Annotated in this window: 22 protein-coding genes; 11 read left to right on the top strand and 11 right to left on the bottom strand. The window is 68.1% G+C overall.

Features of this window, described 5'->3' with window-relative positions; genetic code table 11:
- Window positions 1-205: 205 nt before the first annotated feature.
- The 3 genes from EV653_RS32185 to EV653_RS32175 all read right to left on the bottom strand — a co-directional run bounded on the left by EV653_RS32185 (window position 206) and on the right by EV653_RS32175 (window position 2502).
- Complete coding sequence (locus EV653_RS32185; protein ID WP_134108458.1) at window positions 206-538, bottom strand: hypothetical protein; 333 nt, start codon at window positions 536-538, stop codon at window positions 206-208.
- Between the two features lie 225 nt (window positions 539-763).
- Window positions 764-1657 (bottom strand): NAD-dependent dehydratase, encoded by an 894-nt coding sequence (locus tag EV653_RS32180; protein ID WP_134108456.1) that lies wholly within the window; start codon window positions 1655-1657, stop codon window positions 764-766.
- A complete protein-coding gene (locus EV653_RS32175) occupies window positions 1654-2502 on the bottom strand; it encodes a phosphotransferase (protein WP_134108454.1) in 849 nt (282 codons plus the stop codon). The genes EV653_RS32180 and EV653_RS32175 overlap by 4 nt, the downstream gene beginning before the upstream one ends.
- Window positions 2503-2555: 53 nt before the next feature.
- Here EV653_RS32175 and dapD point away from each other — a divergent pair, with 53 nt between their 5' ends.
- Complete coding sequence (gene dapD, locus EV653_RS32170; RefSeq protein ID WP_134108452.1) at window positions 2556-3494, top strand: 2,3,4,5-tetrahydropyridine-2,6-dicarboxylate N-succinyltransferase; 939 nt, start codon at window positions 2556-2558, stop codon at window positions 3492-3494.
- Between the two features lie 107 nt (window positions 3495-3601).
- Window positions 3602-4579 carry a hypothetical protein gene (locus EV653_RS32165; RefSeq protein ID WP_134108450.1) on the top strand — a complete coding sequence of 326 codons (978 nt, stop codon included), beginning with the start codon at window positions 3602-3604 and terminating at the stop codon, window positions 4577-4579.
- 105 nt (window positions 4580-4684) lie between these two features.
- Here EV653_RS32165 and fdxA read toward each other — a convergent pair whose 3' ends face one another.
- Window positions 4685-5011, bottom strand: a complete 327-nt coding sequence (gene fdxA / locus EV653_RS32160) for a ferredoxin (RefSeq protein WP_012923087.1) — start codon at window positions 5009-5011, stop codon at window positions 4685-4687.
- 117 nt (window positions 5012-5128) lie between these two features.
- On the opposite strand from fdxA, the gene EV653_RS32155 reads away from it, so the two are divergent.
- The gene (locus EV653_RS32155; RefSeq protein WP_134108448.1) at window positions 5129-6055 is read left to right on the top strand and encodes a GNAT family N-acetyltransferase; all 927 of its coding nucleotides are present in this window, start codon (window positions 5129-5131) and stop codon (window positions 6053-6055) included.
- Here EV653_RS32155 and EV653_RS32150 read toward each other — a convergent pair.
- The gene (locus EV653_RS32150) at window positions 6037-7413 is read right to left on the bottom strand and encodes an MFS transporter (protein WP_238160573.1); all 1377 of its coding nucleotides are present in this window, start codon (window positions 7411-7413) and stop codon (window positions 6037-6039) included. The genes EV653_RS32155 and EV653_RS32150 overlap by 19 nt on opposite strands.
- Before the next feature lie 61 nt (window positions 7414-7474).
- Here EV653_RS32150 and EV653_RS32145 point away from each other — a divergent pair, with 61 nt between their 5' ends.
- Window positions 7475-7912 carry a type II toxin-antitoxin system PemK/MazF family toxin gene (locus tag EV653_RS32145; RefSeq protein ID WP_134108446.1) on the top strand — a complete coding sequence of 146 codons (438 nt, stop codon included), beginning with the start codon at window positions 7475-7477 and terminating at the stop codon, window positions 7910-7912.
- Here EV653_RS32145 and EV653_RS32140 read toward each other — a convergent pair.
- Together EV653_RS32140 and EV653_RS32135 are read right to left on the bottom strand one after the other, a co-directional pair.
- Entirely contained in the window at window positions 7909-9681 is a 1773-nt protein-coding gene (locus EV653_RS32140; protein WP_134108444.1) for a VanW family protein, read from the bottom strand. The genes EV653_RS32145 and EV653_RS32140 overlap by 4 nt on opposite strands.
- A 111-nt stretch (window positions 9682-9792) precedes the next feature.
- Window positions 9793-10311, bottom strand: a complete 519-nt coding sequence (locus tag EV653_RS32135) for a flavin reductase family protein (RefSeq protein ID WP_238160572.1) — start codon at window positions 10309-10311, stop codon at window positions 9793-9795.
- Window positions 10312-10393: 82 nt separating this feature from the next.
- Here EV653_RS32135 and EV653_RS32130 point away from each other — a divergent pair, with 82 nt between their 5' ends.
- Window positions 10394-11326 carry a DMT family transporter gene (locus EV653_RS32130; RefSeq protein WP_134108442.1) on the top strand — a complete coding sequence of 311 codons (933 nt, stop codon included), beginning with the start codon at window positions 10394-10396 and terminating at the stop codon, window positions 11324-11326.
- Here the strand turns inward: EV653_RS32130 and mshB are convergent.
- The 3 genes from mshB to EV653_RS32115 form a co-directional block, all read right to left on the bottom strand.
- A complete protein-coding gene (mshB, locus tag EV653_RS32125; protein ID WP_134108440.1) occupies window positions 11265-12176 on the bottom strand; it encodes an N-acetyl-1-D-myo-inositol-2-amino-2-deoxy-alpha-D-glucopyranoside deacetylase in 912 nt (303 codons plus the stop codon). The two genes, EV653_RS32130 and mshB, sit on opposite strands and share 62 nt — an antisense overlap.
- Before the next feature lie 43 nt (window positions 12177-12219).
- Complete coding sequence (locus EV653_RS32120) at window positions 12220-12531, bottom strand: response regulator transcription factor (RefSeq protein ID WP_134108438.1); 312 nt, start codon at window positions 12529-12531, stop codon at window positions 12220-12222.
- Between the two features lie 141 nt (window positions 12532-12672).
- Entirely contained in the window at window positions 12673-13035 is a 363-nt protein-coding gene (locus EV653_RS32115) for a (deoxy)nucleoside triphosphate pyrophosphohydrolase (RefSeq protein ID WP_134108436.1), read from the bottom strand.
- A gap of 49 nt (window positions 13036-13084) precedes the next feature.
- Here EV653_RS32115 and EV653_RS32110 point away from each other — a divergent pair, with 49 nt between their 5' ends.
- The 5 genes from EV653_RS32110 (at window position 13085) to EV653_RS32090 (ending at window position 17564) form a co-directional block, all read left to right on the top strand.
- Complete coding sequence (locus EV653_RS32110; RefSeq protein WP_134108434.1) at window positions 13085-13717, top strand: hypothetical protein; 633 nt, start codon at window positions 13085-13087, stop codon at window positions 13715-13717.
- Window positions 13718-13819: 102 nt separating this feature from the next.
- The gene (locus tag EV653_RS32105) at window positions 13820-14122 is read left to right on the top strand and encodes a hypothetical protein (protein ID WP_134108432.1); all 303 of its coding nucleotides are present in this window, start codon (window positions 13820-13822) and stop codon (window positions 14120-14122) included.
- On the top strand, window positions 14122-14922 hold the full coding sequence (locus EV653_RS32100; protein ID WP_134108430.1) for a hypothetical protein: 801 nt from the start codon (window positions 14122-14124) through the stop codon (window positions 14920-14922). The genes EV653_RS32105 and EV653_RS32100 overlap by 1 nt, the downstream gene beginning before the upstream one ends.
- A 15-nt stretch (window positions 14923-14937) precedes the next feature.
- Window positions 14938-16815 (top strand): fumarate reductase/succinate dehydrogenase flavoprotein subunit, encoded by a 1878-nt coding sequence (locus tag EV653_RS32095; RefSeq protein WP_134108427.1) that lies wholly within the window; start codon window positions 14938-14940, stop codon window positions 16813-16815.
- Window positions 16812-17564 carry a succinate dehydrogenase/fumarate reductase iron-sulfur subunit gene (locus EV653_RS32090; protein ID WP_134108425.1) on the top strand — a complete coding sequence of 251 codons (753 nt, stop codon included), beginning with the start codon at window positions 16812-16814 and terminating at the stop codon, window positions 17562-17564. The genes EV653_RS32095 and EV653_RS32090 overlap by 4 nt, the downstream gene beginning before the upstream one ends.
- Before the next feature lie 191 nt (window positions 17565-17755).
- Here the strand turns inward: EV653_RS32090 and EV653_RS42360 are convergent, their stop codons facing one another.
- The gene (locus tag EV653_RS42360) at window positions 17756-18148 is read right to left on the bottom strand and encodes a hypothetical protein (protein ID WP_238160571.1); all 393 of its coding nucleotides are present in this window, start codon (window positions 18146-18148) and stop codon (window positions 17756-17758) included.
- A gap of 59 nt (window positions 18149-18207) precedes the next feature.
- Between EV653_RS42360 and EV653_RS32085 the strand changes: the two genes are divergently transcribed.
- Window positions 18208-19779, top strand: a complete 1572-nt coding sequence (locus EV653_RS32085) for an ABC1 kinase family protein (RefSeq protein WP_238160570.1) — start codon at window positions 18208-18210, stop codon at window positions 19777-19779.
- The last annotated feature ends 27 nt before the right edge of the window (window positions 19780-19806 follow it).

The following is a 19806-nucleotide window of genomic DNA, read 5'->3' as shown; positions in this document are numbered from 1 at the left end:
GGTCCACCTGGTCCATCACCGGTCTCAATGATCACGGCGCAATGTTACGGACCAGGTGCGCCCGTCTGACGACATGTTTCCATCGTGGACCACCTGCTATTCTCGTCAGCACGAGGCCTTCGATGGCCGCGGAGAGAACGCCAGGTCTGCTGTCAGACCCGCCTGTCAGGTGCGGCGCTCCGGACCATCGAAGGCCTCGTTGCTATCACAACCCGTCCTTCGGCCACCACGGGTACGCCGCCATCGTGCCGGGGAGCACGATCCCTTCGAACCCGTCGGGGTACCGGATCTGCGGCCGCACCGCCAGCAGGCGATGAGCCTCGAACCCACCGAATTCGTCGGCTTCCAGGGCAGCGCGCAGCATGCCGCAGTACTGATCCGCCGCCTGCAGACCATCGAGCTGGCCCGGTCCTAGGAACGCAGGTCTACCTCGCGGGAGCTCCCAGGGCCGGTCGGCCGAGCCACTCACCCGCAGCTTCTCGAACCACGCCAAGGTTCGCGGGCACGGATAGTCGCCGGCGGCACTCGGCGATCGCACGCCGCATACCCGCGTCATCCTCGTCGGCGAGGAGCAGCGCAACCATGCCGAAGTACCGCGACGATCTCGGTGTGAGACCGCGGTCGCCGGTTTCGTCCACGTAGGCACGCACCAGCGGTCGCTCGAAGTACATGGAGCGACACCTTAGGTGCCGTAAAACCGTCGCGGAGGGCTCCGACTCGAGCCTGTGGATATCTGCCCCCGGATGCCCCTGGATGCCCCGTATCAGTGCGGCGGCGCGGGAGGAACGTTTCCATTGTGGACCCAGGTGATGTAGTCGCGGGCGGTTTCGATGGGTGGGCGGAGGTGGAGGCCGGCGGTTAGGGCTCGGGTGTTGGTTAGTTGGAAGGTGCCGTCGTTGGTGCCGTCGTGGGGGAGGTGGAAGTGGTCTTCGGTGGGGTGCCAATTGACGGGTGGGCGCGTGGGTACGGCGGAGCGCCAGGTGTCGGCGAGGTCCGTCATCGTGTGGGTGGGGCCGACCGCGTTGTACGGGCCGCTCGAGCGGGAGATGGTGAGGTGGAGGAGGAACGCGGCCAGGTCGCGGGCGTCGATGTACTGGATGGGCTGGTCGGGGCGGGCCGCGCATTCCATCGGAAGTCCGTGGGCGAGCGCCCAGCCCCAGTTGCCGAAGTCGGGGTTGTAGGGACCGACGACGAAGCCGGAGCGTACTGCGGCCGTCCGGTCGCCGAAGGTGGCTGTGAGCAACGATTCGCAGCGGACCTTCGACGGACCGTAAAGATCCATCGTGAACTCGTCCTCCGGCGCACCCTCCGGCCACGGCAACAGGTCGGCGTACTCCGTCATCCCGGCCGTCGTCTTGCTGGCATAGACCGCGATCGACGACATGAACGTGTAGAAACCGCAGCGATCCCGCAGTACCGAAGCGCTCAGTGAAACGGCGCGGACCAGGAAGCCGGACATGTCGATCACGCCGTCCCACTCGCCCGTCGCCAGCACACCGGGCGCCGCGCGTTCGCCGACCAGGCGGCGTACAGAAGGAAACAGTTCCGGATTCGTCCGACCGCGGTTGAACAGCGTCACCTCGTGGCCGGAGGCAAGGGCTGCCTCAACGACGTGGCGGCCGAGGTTCTTCGTGCCACCCAGGACGAGGAGTTTCACGACAAGCCTCCGACGATGTCCGCGAGTTCGGCGAGCAGACCGTCGATCCAGTTCACCGAGTCAGGGATCGTCCGCAAACCCTCCTCGACGATGAACCGCAACGCCACCAGGTAGAAGCATCCTCCGCCGACGAGGAGCTGACGTTCGACCAACGCCAGATTGGTGCCTGCAGCATCGATGTAGTGGGCAACGATCGGAGCGCGGTCGTGACCGAGGGACTCGGCGTCGCGGAGCAGTGTGTAGAGGTCGCTGAGATGCGGTGCCAGATAAGCCCCAGGCCAGTCGATCGCGGTCCAGCGCACCCCATCGGTGACCAGGTTCTTCGGCACGAAGTCACCATGTACGACCCCCACTGGAGCGTCCCGATGCAGTGCGGCCAGGGCCTCCGTCAGCGGGCTCAGATCGAAGTCGATCCGTCCGATTCGGTCCGCCATCTCCTTCACGCGCTCCGGCGGGAACTCACTGCCTTGCGACACCTCTCGCGACCGGATCGCCGCAGCCAACTCAGCGGCGGCAAGGAAACCGGAAGCACTCGGCTCCTGCTCCAACGTCACCCTCCCGACGTCGGCCAGGACCAGCACACCTGCCTCTGCCGAGCGATACCGGTGCAGCAACGCAGGCGCCGGCAACTCCAGCGGTACGACGAATCGCTCGTACGCCGCTGCCTCGTCGGCCTGCCCGTCGGTCCCTCTCTTCACGATCACGCTGCGAAGCCCGTACGACAACCGCCACACCTCGGACGACCCCCACTGCCGCAGCAACTCGCCGTGCAGCTCGCCGGTGCCAGGCGCCTTCGTAGCCTCGAGAACCGGATCCGACACGACCTCAAGCCAGTCTGGAAGCATCCGAAGAGTAGACCACGCCACGCGCCAGGCCGCCGCCGAATTAGGGTGTAGCCATGACCGAGAACGCCGTGCATGCCTGGGGCTACGGCCTTGCGACCGTGACGACTGCTGGAGACGTCCTCGACGTCTGGTATCCGGCGCCCGCGCTGGGAGCGCGGCCCGAGGACACCAAGGCGCCGGCCGAGCTGATCGCCGCCGAGGGCCACGACGACCTGCGCCAGGTGCGGCGTGAGGTCGTGGCGATCCAGATCGTCCTGGACGAGGCACCGAACGGTACTGCGGACGCGTATCTCCGCCTGCACCTGCTCAGCCACCGCCTGGTCCGCCCGCACGGCGTCAACCTGGACGGCATCTTCGCGGCCCTCCCCAACAACGCCTGGACGTCTCTCGGCCCGGTCCCGGTCGACGAGATCGAGAACGTCCGGCTGCGGGCGCGCGCCGCGGGCCAGCACCTCGGCGTGACCAGCGTGGACAAGTTCCCGCGGATGACGGACTACGTCGTACCGTCCGGTGTCCGGATCGGCGACGCGGACCGCGTCCGGCTGGGTGCACACCTCGCGGAAGGCACCACGGTCATGCACGAGGGCTTCGTGAACTTCAACGCCGGCACGCTCGGTACGTCGATGGTCGAGGGCCGGATCGTGGCCGGGGTCGTGGTCGACGACGGCAGCGACATCGGTGCGGGTGCGTCGATCATGGGCACGCTGTCCGGCGGCGGCAAGCAGGTCATCTCGATCGGCAAGCGCTGCCTGCTCGGCGCGAACGGCGGGACCGGCATCTCGCTCGGCGACGACTGCGTGGTCGAGGCAGGTCTGTACGTGACCGCCGGCACCAAGGTCACGCTCCCGGACGGCAGCACGGTGAAGGCCCGCGACCTGTCCGGCCAGCCCGGTCTGCTCTTCATCCGCAACTCGGTCACCGGCGCCGTCGAGGCCCGGCCGCGCAAGGGCGAGGGCATCACGCTCAACGAGGCGCTGCACGCCAACGCCTGACCTGTACGAAAGTATGACTTTGCCAACAAACGTGAGGCTGCACACGTCAACCAGTTCGTGATGGGCGAACTGGAACCTGTCCCCCGCCCTCGGACGTTGGGAGCGGTATGCCGGTGAAGCGTGGTGCCCTCGTGGCCGTGGGCGCCATTGGCGTGCTCAGCCTTGCCATCGGCGTCGGCATCGCCTGGCTCGGCGGCAAGCACGTGGGCAACCTCCTGCCGCCGCGCGAGCAGTGCACGGCCACGGTGAACGGCCAGATGGTCGTGCTCGACTTCGAGCAAGCCGAGTCGGCGGCGATCATCGCGGGCACCGCCGTACGGCGCGGTCTGCCGGCACGCGCGGCGACGATCGCGCTGGCTACGGCGTACCAGGAGTCGGACCTGCGCAACCTGGCGCACGGCGACCGCGACTCGCTCGGACTGTTCCAGCAGCGTCCGTCCCAGGGCTGGGGTACGGCGACGCAGGTCCAGGACCCGTACTACGCGACCGGGAAGTTCTACGACGCGCTGGTGAAGATCAAGAACTACCAGAAGCTCGCGATCACGGTCGCCGCGGACAAGGTGCAGCGCAGCGCGTTCCCGACCGCGTACGCCGATCACGAGGCGGACGCTCGCGTCCTGGCGTCCGCGCTGACCGGGCAGTCGAAGAGCGTGTTCAGCTGCACTGTGAACACCGACTCGGTGCCTGCGGAGAAGATCGGCGCCAACGGGCTGACGCCGCGCGCGGACGCCGTACGGAAGGATCTGGTGCGGACGTTCGGGAAGCTGTCGACCGGTGGGTACGCCGCGGGCGGGGTCTCGACCGGGCACATGGAGGGGTCGGCGCACTACGACGGGCGGGCCGTGGACGTGTTCGTCCGGCCGATCTCGACGGCGAACACGACCAAGGGCTGGGCGATGGCGCAGTACCTGGTCGCGCGGGCCGATCTGCTGAAGATCGAGACGGTGATCTTCAGTGACAAGATCTGGACCGCCGGCGGGCGGTCGGACAGCGGCTGGCGGGACTACACGCCACCGGAGCGCTCCGGCGACCCCAAGATCCTCCGCCACCTCGACCACGTCCACGTGGACGTGCTGGACCAATAGAAAGGGGACGCCCCGCTCGGGACGTCCCTTTTCCGTATTCAGCTGATCACTCGTCGTGTTCCCGCGGGCGCAGCGCGGCGACCACTCCCGCTTCTTCTTTTCGCTTTACTCGTCGTGTTCCTGCGGCGGCAGGGCGGCGATGAACGGGTGGTCCTTGTCGATCTTGCCGAGCTTGGACGCACCGCCGGGCGAGCCGAGGTCGTTGAAGAAGTCGACGTTCGCGGTGTAGTAGTCCTTCCACTGCTCCGGGGTGTCGTCTTCGTAGTAGATCGCCTCTACCGGGCAGACCGGCTCGCAGGCTCCGCAGTCGACGCACTCGTCGGGGTGGATGTACAGCATCCGGTTGCCCTCGTAGATGCAGTCGACGGGGCACTCCTCGACACACGCGAGGTCCTTCAGGTCAACACACGGCTGCGCGATGACGTAGGTCACTGCTACTCCTCCTATGGCAGGCAAGCGCAGCGTCGGATTCGGGGTGCTGCGATGCGGTGATGCTCGTGTCTCTAGTATCACGGTAGTACTTCGCCCACTTTGCCAGGAGTCCGGATCGTGTCAGGCCTCGGCGCCCGTGATATCGGCCACCGTGTCGTCGTCCGGCACCGGATACCGGGCGGCCTGACCGATGTGATCGGCGTACTGCAGGCCTGGGACCCTCACGGGCTGGCCGTCCGGCACGTGGACAGCACCGTGCACGAGATCGCCACCGGCGACATCACGGCGGCCAAGACCATCCCTGAGATGCCGCTGCGCCCGGTGGACGTCGACCAGCTATTCCTGACCGCGGCGCTGGGTCGCCCGGCGGCGGAGACCGCGTACGTCGGTCACTGGTTGCTGCGGGCATCCTCGGGCTGGACCGGCCGGGCCAATTCGCTTCTCCCGACGGGAAGCCCCGGGATGCCCGTCTCCGATGTCCTCAGACAAGCGGAGAACTTCTACGACGAACGCGGCCTTCCCCCACAGGCTCAAGTCCGCCTCGGCAGTCCAGAAGACGAGGAGATTCGTGCCTGCGGGTGGGTCGACGCCCGGCCGGAGCAGTCCGACGTCCTGGTCATGCACACCACGCTCGATCACGTGAACCCCGAGCCCCGATACGCCGTAGAGCTGGCTGAGCGGCCGAACGCCCAGTGGTATGCGGCTGCGTTCGACGGCCCGGTGCCGGAGGTAGCCCCGAAGGTTCTCGAGGGAGCCGCGAAGGCGAGGTTTGCATCGGTCACGCTCGATGGACAGGTCGTGGCGGTCGGGCGCGGGTCCATGACAGGACACTGGCTCGGTGTGGACGCGATCCGCGTCTGCGAAGGCTATCGGCGCCGAGGACTCGGTACGGCGATCGTGCAGGGGCTCGCACGCTGGGCGGGGCCGGACGGCGGGCGGCGTACCTACCTCGAGGTGCTACTCGAGAACGCCGCCGCCATGGCGACGTACACGCGGCTCGGGTACCGCGAGGCGTACCGGTACCGCTATCTGACCAGTCGATGAGCCGCAGTGCCCCCGATGAGCGTCAGTACGACGAAACCTGCCAGCACAACCTCCAGCGCCCGGCTGGGGTCCGCAGCCAGCGCGGCGTAGGTAGAGCCGGCCAGCGCGACACCTAGCGCCCCGGAGAGCTGTGCGTTCGTCGCGACCACTCCGGACAGATCAGCGGCGTACTCCGAGGACATGCGCGACGTGACGGCACCGATGAGCGTGTTGGCGCTGATACCGAGCCCTAGCCCGCCAATTCCCAGCAGAGCGAACAGGAGCGGACCGGTGTGGCCGCCCAGGAATAGGTAGGCCAGCACAGACACGTAGCCGGCAGTCAGTACGAGGCAGCCGACCACTGGCATCCAGCGCACTCCCCTGCGCAGCCTCGGCAGGATCGGTCCGGCCAGACCGAACGCAGCGACCCAGACCACCATGGCGAAGCCGGAGTACGCCGGACCCTTGTGCAGACCGCCCTGGAGGTAGAGGGCCAGCACGAATAGCAGAGCGAAGTACGTGCCGCTGGTGCACCCGTGGGCGAGCAGGCCGGCGCGGACGGAGCGATCGGCCAGTACCTGTCGCGCGACGAGCGGCCGGCCGCCACGAGCAGCCGTACGCCGTTCGCCGTACTCGAAGAGCCCTAGAGCAGGCAGGCTGAGCAGGAGGCACAGCCAGGACCACGTGGGCCAGCCGCGCTCGGAGCCGAGCAGGAGCGGCACGATGACAAGCAGAACCGTTGTGGACAACGCGAGTACGCCGGACAGGTCCAAGCGGTCGCGGCGAGCAACAGAATCGGCAGGCAGCAGGCGACGACCTGCCACAGCCAGAGCGATGCCGATGGGCACGTTGACCAGGAAGATCGGCCGCCAGCCAGTGCCGAGGATGTCCGCGGCGATCAGCACACCGCCGAGCAGCTGGCCGGCCACTGCGCCACCGGACAACGCGATCGAGAAGTAGCCGAGCGCCTTGAGCCGATCGCGGCCCTGGAAATGCAGCTGGATGCCGCTGAGCACCTGCGGCACCATCAGCGCCGCACCGGCCCCCTGGACGAAGCGAGCAACCACCAACGTCGCGATGCCGGGAGCGAGGCCGCACAGAGCCGATGCCACGGTGAAGACGGTCAGGCCGAGCAGGAACGTCCGCCGGTACCCGAGCGACGAGCCGAGGCGCGCACCGGTGATCAGCAGTACGGCGAACGCGACGACGTACCCGGAGACGACCAGGCCGACCGCGCCCTCGGACGCGTGCAGATCGGCGCCGATCGACGGTCCGGCGACGTTAGCGACCGCAGTGTCGATATTGGCCATGAACTGGCCGGTGAGCAGCACGGCGAGGATCGCGCCGCGGTTGACGGTTCGGGTCTCTGTGGTGAGCACGATGCTGGAACGCTGCGAGACCACCGTGATGTGAGGGAGGCATGCTCTAGGCTCCCGTGCCATGGCGGATCACGTGGTGGAGCGTCCGGAGTACCCCGGGGACTTCGAGGGGACCGTGCACGTGGAGTACAAGCCGCACCCGGACGACGGGGTGGCTGACCCGGGTGAGATCGTCTGGACCTGGGTGCCGTTCGAGGAGGACTACCACCGGGGCAAGGACCGGCCCGTGCTCGTGGTCGGCTCCGACGATGCCTACCTGCTGGCGCTGATCCTGACCAGCAAGGACCACGACCGCGACGCCGCCGACGAGGCGCGCTGGGGCCGGGTCTGGCTGGACATCGGCAGCGGATCCTGGGACAAGGAGCACCGGCGCAGCGAGGTCCGTCTCGACCGGGTGCTACGCATCGACCCGCACCAGGTACGCCGCGAAGGCGCCGCGATCGACGAGGAGCTCTTCAACCAAGTGGCCGCCGAGCTCCACCAACTGCACCGGAGCTAGCTCGCCGGGCGGGTCGGGGGCTTCACGCGGCCCGGTGGAGTCGTCGTGCCGCCCGGAGGTGGCGTGGGGGTGGTGCCGGGCTTCGGGCCGCAGCGGATGTCGTTGGCGGCGTTGTACTTCGTGGTGAACTGCTCGGTCTTGACCCGTGCGCCGTTCTTCGCGAAGTACCGGTAGATGGTGATGTCGAAGCCGGGGGTCGGCGCCTGGGCCTCGCAGCCCGGGGCCGGGTTGTACTGGACGACCGGCTGCTTGAAGTTCGACTTCTCCGACTGCCCGGCGGTGACGTCCCAGACCTTGGTGCCCCAGATGATCACCCTGATGCTGCCCGAGTTTCCCGGGGTGGACGGCTTGAAGATCGTCTGCACCAGTACGCCGTGGCCCGAGTCGTTCAGGAACTTCAGGTCGACGCTCGGCCACGCGACCGTCGCCTCCCGCCCGACCGGGTAGCGCGAGATGTAGACGCTGTGCGCCTTGTGCTCGAGGATCTTCAGTCCGGCGAAGAAGGCCGCGTTGAAGGTGGTGGTCGCCGACTGCGAGACACCGCCGCCGAGGTCCTTCTCGAACTTCCCGCCGCTGATGATGTAGCCCTCGGTGAAGCCGTTCTCCTTGGTCCGCTCGCCGACGATCTTGTTCAGGCTGAACGTCTCGTTCGGCTTCAGCAGCGTCCCGTTGATCTTGCGCGCGGCCGTCCCGATGTTGGTGTTGCGGTACGGCGCGTGCGGGAACTGGGTGCTGAAATCGCCCATCTTCTCGGTGATCCCGAGCGCCGTCGCCTGCTCGGTGGTGAACGCCGCCTTGACCGGCGTCAGCGGTACGGCGGCCCGCCGCTCACCGGTCGGCTTCGGCAGGATCTCCAGGATCGCCGCCCCGACCTTCGCCCTGTCGACGACCATGCCGTCGATCGCCGGTATCACCTTCGGCCCGGCGCCGACGATCTGCACCGTCGCGTCCTTGGGCAGCGTCTCGAGGGTCTTGAACCGCTGCTGGAACAACGGCTCCAGCGACTTCGTCCGCAGGCTCGGGATGACCTGGCCCTCCTGGGCGGTCAGCGTCAGCGCCGGGGCGATCTCGGCGGGCTCCAGCTCGACCGACTTGGAGCCGACCGAGAGCCGGACCGGGCCGGACATGGCCGGCTCGGCGAAGTCCGTGAGCGCCTTCTTGATCGCGTCGGTCCCGGCCTTCGGCTGGGTCACGCCGACCGGAAGGTCCTTCGGGTTCCCGTCCGAGGGGTACGCCGCGATCACGGCCGCCGGCGCCTTCGCGGCGTCCAGCTGCAGCCCGGGGGCCGGCTGATGCGTGACCGGCGTGGTGCCCTTGAACGTGATCGTGCCCTCGGTGGCCGGCCGGTTCACCTGGGCGGAAAGCTTGTCGATGGCGGCCTTGAGTCTCGCGTCGTCCTTCTCGACGACCGGCTTGACCGCGTCCCCACCGGTGAGCGCGTGCCAGATCCGCGCCGGGGACAGGCTGCGGCCCGCTCCCGCGGCGGCGACGGTGGCATCCACGTCGATCGTCAGCCCGGCATCGGCCGGCGCCACGGTGAACTTCGACTCGCCCGCCTTCAGCGCGATCGGGGCCGCGATCCGGTCCTTGAGACCGGCGTCCAGCTTGGACTTCGCGTCGTCCTTCGAGAGACCGCCGATCGGGATCCCGAGCACGGTCGTGTCACCGGGAATCTTGTCTCCGGCGAACGCGAACGCCGCTCCGTACCCCACGACGAGCACACCGAGCCCCGCGGCGGCGATGATCCCCGCGAGCTGCTTTCTCCCCACCGGACAGAGTCCTCCTGCTCGAGCCGTGGTCAAGGCACAAGCGCACATCTTACGGGACGCGGAAGGGTCTTCCGACCGCCGGGGCAGCCCCTGAATGCCCCGCGGTAACGCTCAGTTTCCCGGGAGATTCCGGTAGTGACCGGAGTGGTAGATCAGCGCGCTCGGGTCGGCCGGCTCGCCGACGCCGAGGCTCAGCACCTCACCCACCACGATCGTGTGGTCGCCTCCGTCGTACGTCGCCCAGGTGCGGCACTCGAGCCAGGACAGCGCGTCGTCGACCACCGGGCATCCCGTCTTCGGGCCGGCCGTCGTACCGATGCCGTCGAACTGGCTGTAGAGGTCCCGGCCGGACCGCGCGAACCGCTCCGCGATCTCCCGCTGCGCGCCGGACAGCACCGACGCCGCCCAATACCCGCAGTCGAGTACGGCGGCATGCATCCGCACACCCTTGTCCACGCAGACCAGCACCAGCGGCGGATCGAGCGACACCGAGGTGAACGCGTTCGCGGTCATCGCATGCGCCACGCCGTCCTGCAGCGTGCTCATGATCGTGATCCCCGACGCGAACCGGCCGAGCGCAGTACGGAACTCCGCAGGCGGGACGCTCCCACTCGGCTCGGATGAGGACACCTCAGCAGGTTATGCCTGCGGCAAGGTTGATGCCTCAACCGAGCGTGTGGGTCCCGTCACGCTGCTGGGTACCGGACGGCCGATGACAGCTGACAACGCGCCACCCAGAGCGGCCGCCTGGCTCGCGGCCGGAGCCCTGTTCGTCTCGGTCTCCTCGGTCCTCCTCGACCTCGCGGGTACGACGCCCGGCACCGCGAGCTTCTACCGCTGCGTGCTCTCCGTCCCGTTTCTCGCCGTCGCCGCCTACCTCGAGCGCCGCCGTCGCCGCACCTTGCGGCGGGACGAACTCCTCCTCGGTCTGCTGGCCGGAGCGTTCTTCGCCGGCGACATGCTGCTGTGGACGCGGGCGATCGAGGAGGTAGGCGCCGGGCTTTCGACGGTGGTGGTGAACGTGCAGGTCATCGGCGTCCCGCTGCTGGCCTGGGCAATCGACCGTGAGACCGTCCCACGGCGCTTCCTCGCCTGGGTGCCGGTGATGATCCTCGGCGTCGCGCTGACCGCGGGCCTGGTCGACGGCGGTGCGGCCGGCACGGATCCCGTCTGGGGCACCATCCACGCTGTCCTGGCGGCTGCTTGCTACTCGGTGTTCCTCTACCTGCTCCGCCGGACAGGGATGGGCGGGCGACCGCTCCAGAACTACTTCGTCGTGATCGCCTCGGCCGGCGTCGTCTCGCTCATCGCCGGCTGGCTGTGGCGAGGGGTCGACCTCGCGCCCGGGTTCCGCGTGATCGGATGGCTGATCGGAGTTGCTCTCGCGGGGACGGTGGTGGGCTGGCTGCTGGTGGCGACGTACTCACCGCACCTGCCGAGCCACGTCGGCGCCGCACTGTTGATGCTGACGCCGGTCGGCGCGCTCGTGCTGAGCTCTGTGGTGCTGCACGAGCGGCCGACCTTGCTCCAACTGTCGGGGTGCGTGCTGATCCTGGTCGGCGCGTATCTCTCCGGGAACCGGCTCAGAGGCCGGCGAACAGGTCGTGCTCCAGACCGTCGGCGTCCGGAGCGGGAGTGCCCTTGACCAGGCGGTACGGCTCGGAGCTCCAGATCTGGTTGCCGACGTTGTTCGACAGGGCGAAGAACGGCCCGTCGACGGTGATCTGGGTGGCGTGCGCCTTCATCGCGTTCATCTTGCGGTCGACGAACTGCTCGCCGTCGATGATGCAGTCGATCAGCCGGTCGGGGGTGATCATCGGCGGCATCGGCCCGTCGGGGTCCATCCCCTCGAACGTGGTGGTGTCGCCGGCTTCGCGGAGCAGCCGCAGCTGCGAGCGCATCCGGGACTCGGCCATCGCGGTCCAGTAGATCTTCGGGATGTCCCAGGCCGGGCCGAAGTCCTCCCGGTACGAGCGCGCGGCGGCGAGGTCGGCGGCGTACGTCGCGACGCGGTGTGCCTTGATGTGATCGGGGTGGCCGTAGTTGCCCCACTGGTCGTAGGTCACCAGGACCTGCGGACGGAGCTCACGGATCAGCGGGACCAGATCGTTCGCCGCGGTGACCAGGTCGGCCTGCCAGAAGCTGTCCTTGCGGGTCTCGTGCGGGACGTCGGCGTTGCCCTCGTCGTTGTAGATCATGCCGGTGTCGCGGTACTTGCCCGCGCCGCCGAGGAAGCGGTGGTCGGTGACTCCGAGCTCGGCCATCGCGTTGGCGAGCTCACCGATCCGGTGCTCGCCGAGGGCGTCGTCCTGGTCGGAGGCCAGGTGGGCGAGCTCGGGGACGAGGACCTCACCCTCCTCACCGAGCGTGCACGTGATCAGCGTGACGTGGGCGCCTTCGGCCACGTAGCGCGCCATCGTGGCACCGTTGTTGATGGTTTCGTCGTCCGGGTGCGCGTGCACCAGCATCAGCCGGCGCTCAGCAAGCTCAACCATGCCGAAAGCCTACGTCGGCCCTCGGACAGTTCGGTCAGTTCGGTCAGCCGAACCGGCGGACGAGCAGGCAACCCGCCTGGAAACGGGACTTCGCGCCGAGCCCGGCGATCAGTGAGCTGATCTCGGCGCGCACCGTCCGCAGCGACAGACCCAGGTCGCGGGCGATCGCGGCGTCCTTCGCCCCGGTCGACATCATCCGGCCGATCGTGACCTGCCGGCTGGTCAGCTCCCTGACGACCACCGGCGTCCGCCGGTGCGACCCGAGCTCGTACACCTCGCACACGACCTCGGGCGCGCCGGATGGATCGAAGATGTCCTCTCTCCGCACCACCGGAACTGCCGGAAACACCGACATACGTCACTCCTCCCCAGAAGTCCTCAGGGAAGGATTCTCGTTGCCGGATCAGACCACTCACCAGGTACAACCCATACAAACCACCCATACAGTTCCGGTGCGTGAGGCTCCGGTGGCGGACAGCGGTGTGACTTCTGCCACTCAGAATCGGTCGCGCAGCGCCCGGACGAACGGTCGATCCGGCTCCAGCCAGTCCTTCTCGTCGAGCTCGGCCGGCCCGAACCAGCGCAGTTCCGAGTGCTCCCGCAGGACCGGATCTCCGGCGACAGCCGTGGCCAGATAGACGTGCAGCCGGTAGTCCGGCGAGATGTCCACGCCCGGCCCGAGCGAGTCGCCGACCTTGATCTCCAGGTCGAGCTCCTCGCGGATCTCCCGCACCGCCGCCTGTTCGTCGGTCTCCCCCGGCTCGACCTTCCCGCCCGGGAACTCCCAGCCGCCACCCACCCGGTACGCCGCCAGCACCAGACCGTCCCGTACGACCGCGACTCCAACAACTGTCTGCATTGTCGCGACTCTGCCAGAAACTGTCCGCCGAGTCCGACATGATGCCCGTATGCCGTTGCAGAACAGGGTTCTGCCCACCCAGGAGATCGTCGCCGACCCGGGCCGCGGTCTGCTGATGGGCAACCGCGGCAGCCTGCACTCGCCCGATCGCCGCCTGGGCACCACCCGCTGGCGCTCGAAGGCGTGGATCTGCTGCGTCCTTGACTGGAAGGGGATCCGGCGCGATCCGATGCCGCCGGGACGCTGGACCGCACTGTTCTTCTTCGACGAAGCCGTCGCTCTCGCCGCCGGGCATCGACCATGTCATTACTGCCGACGCAGGGATTTCCTGCTGTACGCCGGAGCGTGGGCGCGCGGACGCGACCTGCCCGAGCGTCCACGGGCTGCGGAGCTGGACGCAGTACTGCACAGCGAACGGGTCGAATCGCGGACCCGGCGGCAGCGAACCACCGTCCAAGACCTCGCCGAGCTGCCGGACGGGGCAATGGTCCGGTTCGACGGCCGCCCGGCGCTGGTGCTCGAGCAGCACGTGCTGCCGTGGACCTGGGAGGGGTACGAACAGCCGCGGCGACCAGCTGGACTGGCGCAGGTCGAGACGCTTACTCCCCCGGCGAATCTTCTTGTGCTGAAGGCCGGATTCGCTCCATTACTCCACCCGTCGGCACGGTCGCAACTGAGGTGACCCTAACCGGAAACACGCCGTACCGATGGGTCTTCCGTTGGGCGCTTCGCGGGGGCAAAGTGTGCCCATACTGACAGCTACATAACCATCACTGGAGTCGGCATGAGTGAAGGCAACAGCGGCCGTGATGCTACCGCCGCAGTCGCTCGCGCGCTCGAGGGGCTACACGGTGCCGTCGGCAAATTGAGCCAGGAGTACGGTGACACCCTCGGCATTCGCCGCCTGGTGTCCGACGTGGCCCGGCTGAACGACGATCTCGCAGAGCTCGGCCCGCCCGACCCCAGGCACAGGCCCGGACCCGTTCCGGAGGAACTCGAGGAGATTCCCGACGTGGAGTATGACGCGTCCATGTGGACAGACGCGGAGCATGAAGGCTTCGGCGCGCCCGACAGGCACGCTCCCTGATGGCTACCGGAGTAGACAGCCCTGGCCGCGCACAGATCGGCCTCAAGACCGCGAGATCGGATCGATGGTGGCTCGCGCCGTTGCGCATCGGCGTGATCCTGGTGTTCTTCATCGTCTACGCGACGATCCGGATCTTCATGAACAAGTGGTACTGGGTCGGTGAGTTCCACTACCTGACACCGCTGTACTCGCCCTGTCTCACCAGCAGCTGTGTCGAAGGCTCCAGCCATCTCGGCACCTGGTTCGGCGCCTTCCCGCGGTTCCTGCCGTTCAGCCTGATCACGTTCGTGATCCTGGCCGGCTTCCGCGGCACCTGCTACTACTACCGCAAGGCGGGCTACCGGTCGCTGTTCTTCGCGCCGGCCGCGTGCGCGGTGCCCGAGCCGCACAAGACCTACACCGGTGAGACCAAGTTCCCGCTGGTCGCGCTGAACCTGCACCGCTACTTCTTCTACGGCGCGCTGGTCTTCGGCCTGCTCAACGTCTACGACGGCGTCCAGGCCTTCCACGGCAAGGACGGCGGTTTCGGTATCGGCCTCGGCACCGTGATCATCTGGGTCAACCTGGTCTGCCTGTGGCTGTACACGCTGTCCTGCCACGCCTGCCGGCACATCGTCGGCGGACGCCTGAAGAACTTCTCCAAGCACCCGATGCGGTACCGGTACTGGACCTTCGTGTCCAAGCTGAACCCGAAGCACGGCACGTTCGCGATGACGTCGCTGTTCACCGTGATCCTGACCGACTTCTACATCATGGCCCTCGCGGCCGGATGGTTCTCCGACCTGCGCATCATCAACTGACCGGGATTTCTGGATATGACTGAGCTGGAACGACACTCCTACGACGTCGTCGTGATCGGGGCCGGCGGCGCCGGCCTGCGCGCGGCGATCGAGGCCCGTGAACAGGGCAAGAAGACCGCGATCATCTGCAAGTCGCTGTTCGGCAAGGCGCACACGGTGATGGCCGAGGGCGGTTGCGCGGCCGCGATGGGCAACGCGAACTCCAACGACAACTGGCAGGTCCACTACCGCGACACGATGCGCGGCGGGAAGTTCCTGAACAACTGGCGGATGGCCGAGCTGCACGCGCAGGAGGCTCCCGACCGGGTCTGGGAGCTGGAGACCTACGGCGCGCTGTTCGACCGCACGCCGGACGGCCGGATCAGCCAGCGCAACTTCGGCGGCCACACCTACCCGCGACTCGCGCACGTCGGCGACCGCACCGGCCTGGAACTGATCCGCACCCTGCAGCAGAAGATCGTCTCGCTGCAGCAGGAGGACTTCGAGGCCACCGGCGACTACGAGGCCAACCTCAAGGTGTACGCCGAGTGCACGATCACCGAGCTGATGAAGGACGGCGATGCGATCTCCGGTGCCTTCGGGTACTGGCGTGAGTCCGGCCGGTTCATCCTGTTCGACGCGCCGGCCGTCGTCCTGGCGACCGGCGGTGTCGGCAAGTCCTTCAAGGTCACCTCGAACTCCTGGGAGTACACCGGTGACGGGCACGCGCTGGCGATGCGGGCCGGCGCGACGCTGATCAACATGGAGTTCATCCAGTTCCACCCGACCGGCATGGTCTGGCCGCCGTCGGTGAAGGGGATCCTGGTCACGGAGTCGGTCCGCGGCGACGGCGGCGTACTGAAGAACTCCGAGGGCAAGCGGTTCATGTTCGACTACGTGCCGGACGTGTTCCGGGCGCAGTACGCGGACAACGAGGAAGAGGCCGACCGCTGGTACAAGGACGCCGACAACAACCGGCGCCCACCGGAGCTGCTGCCGCGGGACGAGGTCGCGCGCGCGATCAACTCCGAGGTCAAGGCCGGTCGGGGTACGCCGCACGGCGGCGTGTTCCTGGACGTGTCGTCCCGGCTGCCGGCCGAGGAGATCACCCGGCGGCTGCCGTCGATGCACCACCAGTTCAAGGAGCTGGCCGACGTCGACATCACCAAGGAGCCGATGGAGGTCGGTCCGACCTGCCACTACGTGATGGGCGGCGTCGAGGTCGACCCGGACACCGCGTCGTCGACGGTTCCCGGTCTGTTCGCGGCCGGTGAGGTGGCCGGCGGCATGCACGGCTCGAACCGGCTCGGCGGCAACTCGCTGTCCGACCTGCTCGTGTTCGGACGCCGGGCCGGCATGGGCGCCGCGACGTACGTCGACCAGCTGCAGGAGCGGCCGAAGGTCGACGAGGCCGACGTGGACGCGGCCGCGACCGAGGCGCTGGCGCCGTTCGAGCTCGAGGGCGGCGAGAACCCGTACTCGATCCACCAGGACCTGCAGCAGTCGATGAACGACCTGGTCGGCATCATCCGCAAGGAAGAAGAGATGGAGCGCGCGCTCGGCCGGCTGGCCGAGTTCCGCGGCCGGATCGCGAAGATGACGGTGGAGGGTCACCGGCAGTTCAACCCGGGCTGGCACCTGGCGCTCGACCTGCGGAACATGCTGACCGTGTCCGAGTGCGTGGCCGGTGCGGCGCTGCTGCGGCAGGAGTCGCGCGGCGGTCACACCCGCGACGACTTCCCGGAGATGTCGCCGGAGTGGCGCAAGAAGCTGCTGGTCTGCAAGCTCGACGCCGAGGGCCATGTGAACGTGACCGAGAAGCAGCAGATCCCGATGCGCGAGGACCTGCTCGAGCTGTTCGAGATCGACGAACTGAAGAAGTACCTGACGGATGAGGAGCTGCCGACCGCATGAGTTACCAGGGCAAATTCCGCGTCTGGCGCGGGGACTCCGAGGGCGGCGAGCTCAAGGACTACGAGGTCGAGGTGAACGAGGGCGAGGTCGTCCTCGACGTCATCCACCGGCTGCAGGCGACCCAGACGCCGGACATGGCGGTCCGGTGGAACTGCAAGGCCGGCAAGTGCGGCTCCTGCAGCGCCGAGATCAACGGCATGCCGAAGCTGATGTGCATGTGCCGGATGAACACGTTCGCCGAGGACGAGGTCGTCACGGTCACGCCGATGCGCACGTTCCCGGTGATCCGGGACCTGGTCACCGACGTCTCGTTCAACTACCAGAAGGCCCGGGAAGTCCCGGCCTTCAAGCCGCCGGCGGACCTGAAGCCGGGCGAGTACCGGATGCAGCAGGTCGACGTGGAGCGCTCGCAGGAGTTCCGCAAGTGCATCGAGTGCTTCCTGTGCCAGGACACCTGCCACGTGATCCGGGACCACGAGGAGAACAAGGAGTCGTTCTCCGGTCCCCGGTTCCTGATGAGGGTCGCCGAGCTGGACATGCACCCGCTTGACGCGGCCGACCGGCAGCACGCGGCCCAGGACCAGCACGGCCTCGGCTTCTGCAACATCACCAAGTGCTGCACCGAGGTGTGCCCCGAGCACATCAAGATCACCGACAACGCGCTGATCCCGATGAAGGAGCGCGTCGCCGACCGCAAGTACGACCCGATCGTCTGGCTCGGCAACAAGATCCGCCGCCGCCCGGCCTGACCCGCAGTACGGGCAACATCCGCAGCACCCGAGCCCCTGGCCCCTCCCCCGGAGCCAGGGGCTCGCCCGTTCGCGCTGGACGTTTCAGGGGTCAACCCCTGACCTTGCCGGTTAGCCGGCGTCCTACACCCGGGATAACCGGCAACGTCAGGGGTTGACCCCTGAGACGTCCGCCGTGGGTCGGGGGTGGGTCACTCGTGCGGGGGAGCCGGGCGCCCTGGTCCAGCCCCTATCGTTCCCGGCATGGACGTTGTGGTTGCGGGGTTGTTCAGCCTGGGTGTGTTCCTGGTGATCTTCGTGCCGGTCGCACAGCGGTTGCTGGGGGTGCGGTTCGGGGTGGTGCGGATGGTGCTGGCCGCCGCCATCACGTTGAGCCTGTTCAGCCCGATCGCCAACGCGCTGGTCGGCAAACCGCCGTACACCGGCTCGAACGGGGTGGCGATCGCGTTCCTGGTGTTGACGACGCTGTTCTCGATGCTGGCCGGGCTGGTGTTCCTGGTCCTGGCAGAAGCGCTGGTGCCGACCGGGTCGTTGCCTCGCGCCCGCGATCTGCGCCGGGACCCGAGCGGCCGGATCGCCCGCACCCGGCGCTACCTGCAGATCCTGCGGATCGCGATCAAGCACGGCCTCGCGCCGTACCTCCGTGGCCGCCGGCGCCCCGGCCGGGAACGCCGCCGGGCAGGCCGATCTGGCCCGTTCGCTGCGGCTGGCGCTCGACGAGGCCGGCGTCACGTTCGTGAAGCTCGGCCAGGTGCTGTCCACCCGCAGCGACATCATTCCCAGCGCGGTCGCCACCGAGCTCAGCCGGCTTCAGGACCAGGTCTCCCCTGCTCCCTGGCCGGAGATCGAGCAGGTCCTCACCGAGGAGCTCGGCGCCCCACCGCGCCAGTTGTACGCCGACTTCGACAGCGAACCGCTGGCCGCCGCGTCGGTCGCGCAGGTCTACACCGCACGCCTACCTGACGGCCCGCGCGTGGTGGTGAAGGTCCAGCGCCCCGGCATCGCCGGCATCGTCGACCGGGATCTCGACATCGTCCGCCGCCTGGCCCGCCTGCTCGAGCGGAACACCGACTGGGGCCGTTCGATGGGCGTCCGCGCTCTCGCCGACGGGTTCGCCGATGCGATGCGCGAGGAGCTCGACTTCACCGTCGAGGCCGGCAACATGACGACGGTCGCGGCCGGTCGTTCCGTTGCATCTAGCAACGACCTCGTCGTACCGCAGTTGTACCCCGACCGGTCGACCCGGCGCGTCCTCACGATGGAGCGGCTGGACGGTATCGGTCTCGGCAACGCCCGGCAGGCGATCGCGGATCGTGGTCTCGATCCGGTCCGTCTCGGCCGCGCGCTCTTCGACTGCCTGCTCGGGCAGGTGGCGATCGACGGTGTCTTCCACGCCGACCCGCACCCCGGCAACTTCCTGCTGCTCACCGACGGCCGGATCGGCATGCTCGATCTCGGCTCGGTCGGCCGTCTCGACCCTGCCACGCGCGATGCCTTGCAGCGCTTCCTGCTGGCGATCGACCACGGCGACCCGGTCTCCGCGACCGATGCGCTGCTGGAGATCGTCTACCGGCCCGACGTCATCGACGAGCGCGCACTCGAGCGTGCCGTCGGCCAGTTCATGACTCGGCACCTCGCGGCCGGGGTCACGCTCGGGCCGGCCATGTTCAACGACCTGTTCAGGATCATCACGTCGCACGATCTCGGCGTACCGCCTGAGGTCGCCGCCGTGTTCCGGGCGCTGGCGACGATCGAGGGGACGATCTCGCGCATCTCGCCCGGGTTCGATCTGGTTGCCGCGTCGCGCCAGTTCGCCGCGGCCCACGTCACGGACCGGCTTGCGCCGGACGCATTGCGGCGTACGGCGACCGAGGAGCTGGCGACGTTGTTGCCGATGTTGCGACGGCTGCCGCGACGGATCGACCGGATCGCGGCCGCCGCGGAGAGCGGACGGCTGGGCGTGAATGTCCGGCTCCTCGCCGACGACCGCGACCGCCGGCACATCACCGGCCTGCTCCACCAGGCCCTGCTGGCGATCCTCGGCGCGACTGCCGGTCTGATGGCGGTGCTGCTGCTCGGTACGCCGGGCGGGCCGCAGGTCACGGCGTCGATGACGCTCTACCAACTCATCGGCTACAACCTGCTGGTGATCTGTGCGGTCCTCGTGCTCCGCGTGCTGGTGCTGATCTTCCGCCTGCCTCGCCACTTGACTTAAACCAAACTTGAACTTCGACCATATCCT

The sequence above is a fragment of the Kribbella pratensis genome, from assembly GCF_004365355.1.
Lineage (GTDB): Bacteria > Actinomycetota > Actinomycetes > Propionibacteriales > Kribbellaceae > Kribbella.
Note: the sequence above shows the minus strand (reverse complement) of the source record. Positions and strands in the feature narration are given on the sequence as shown.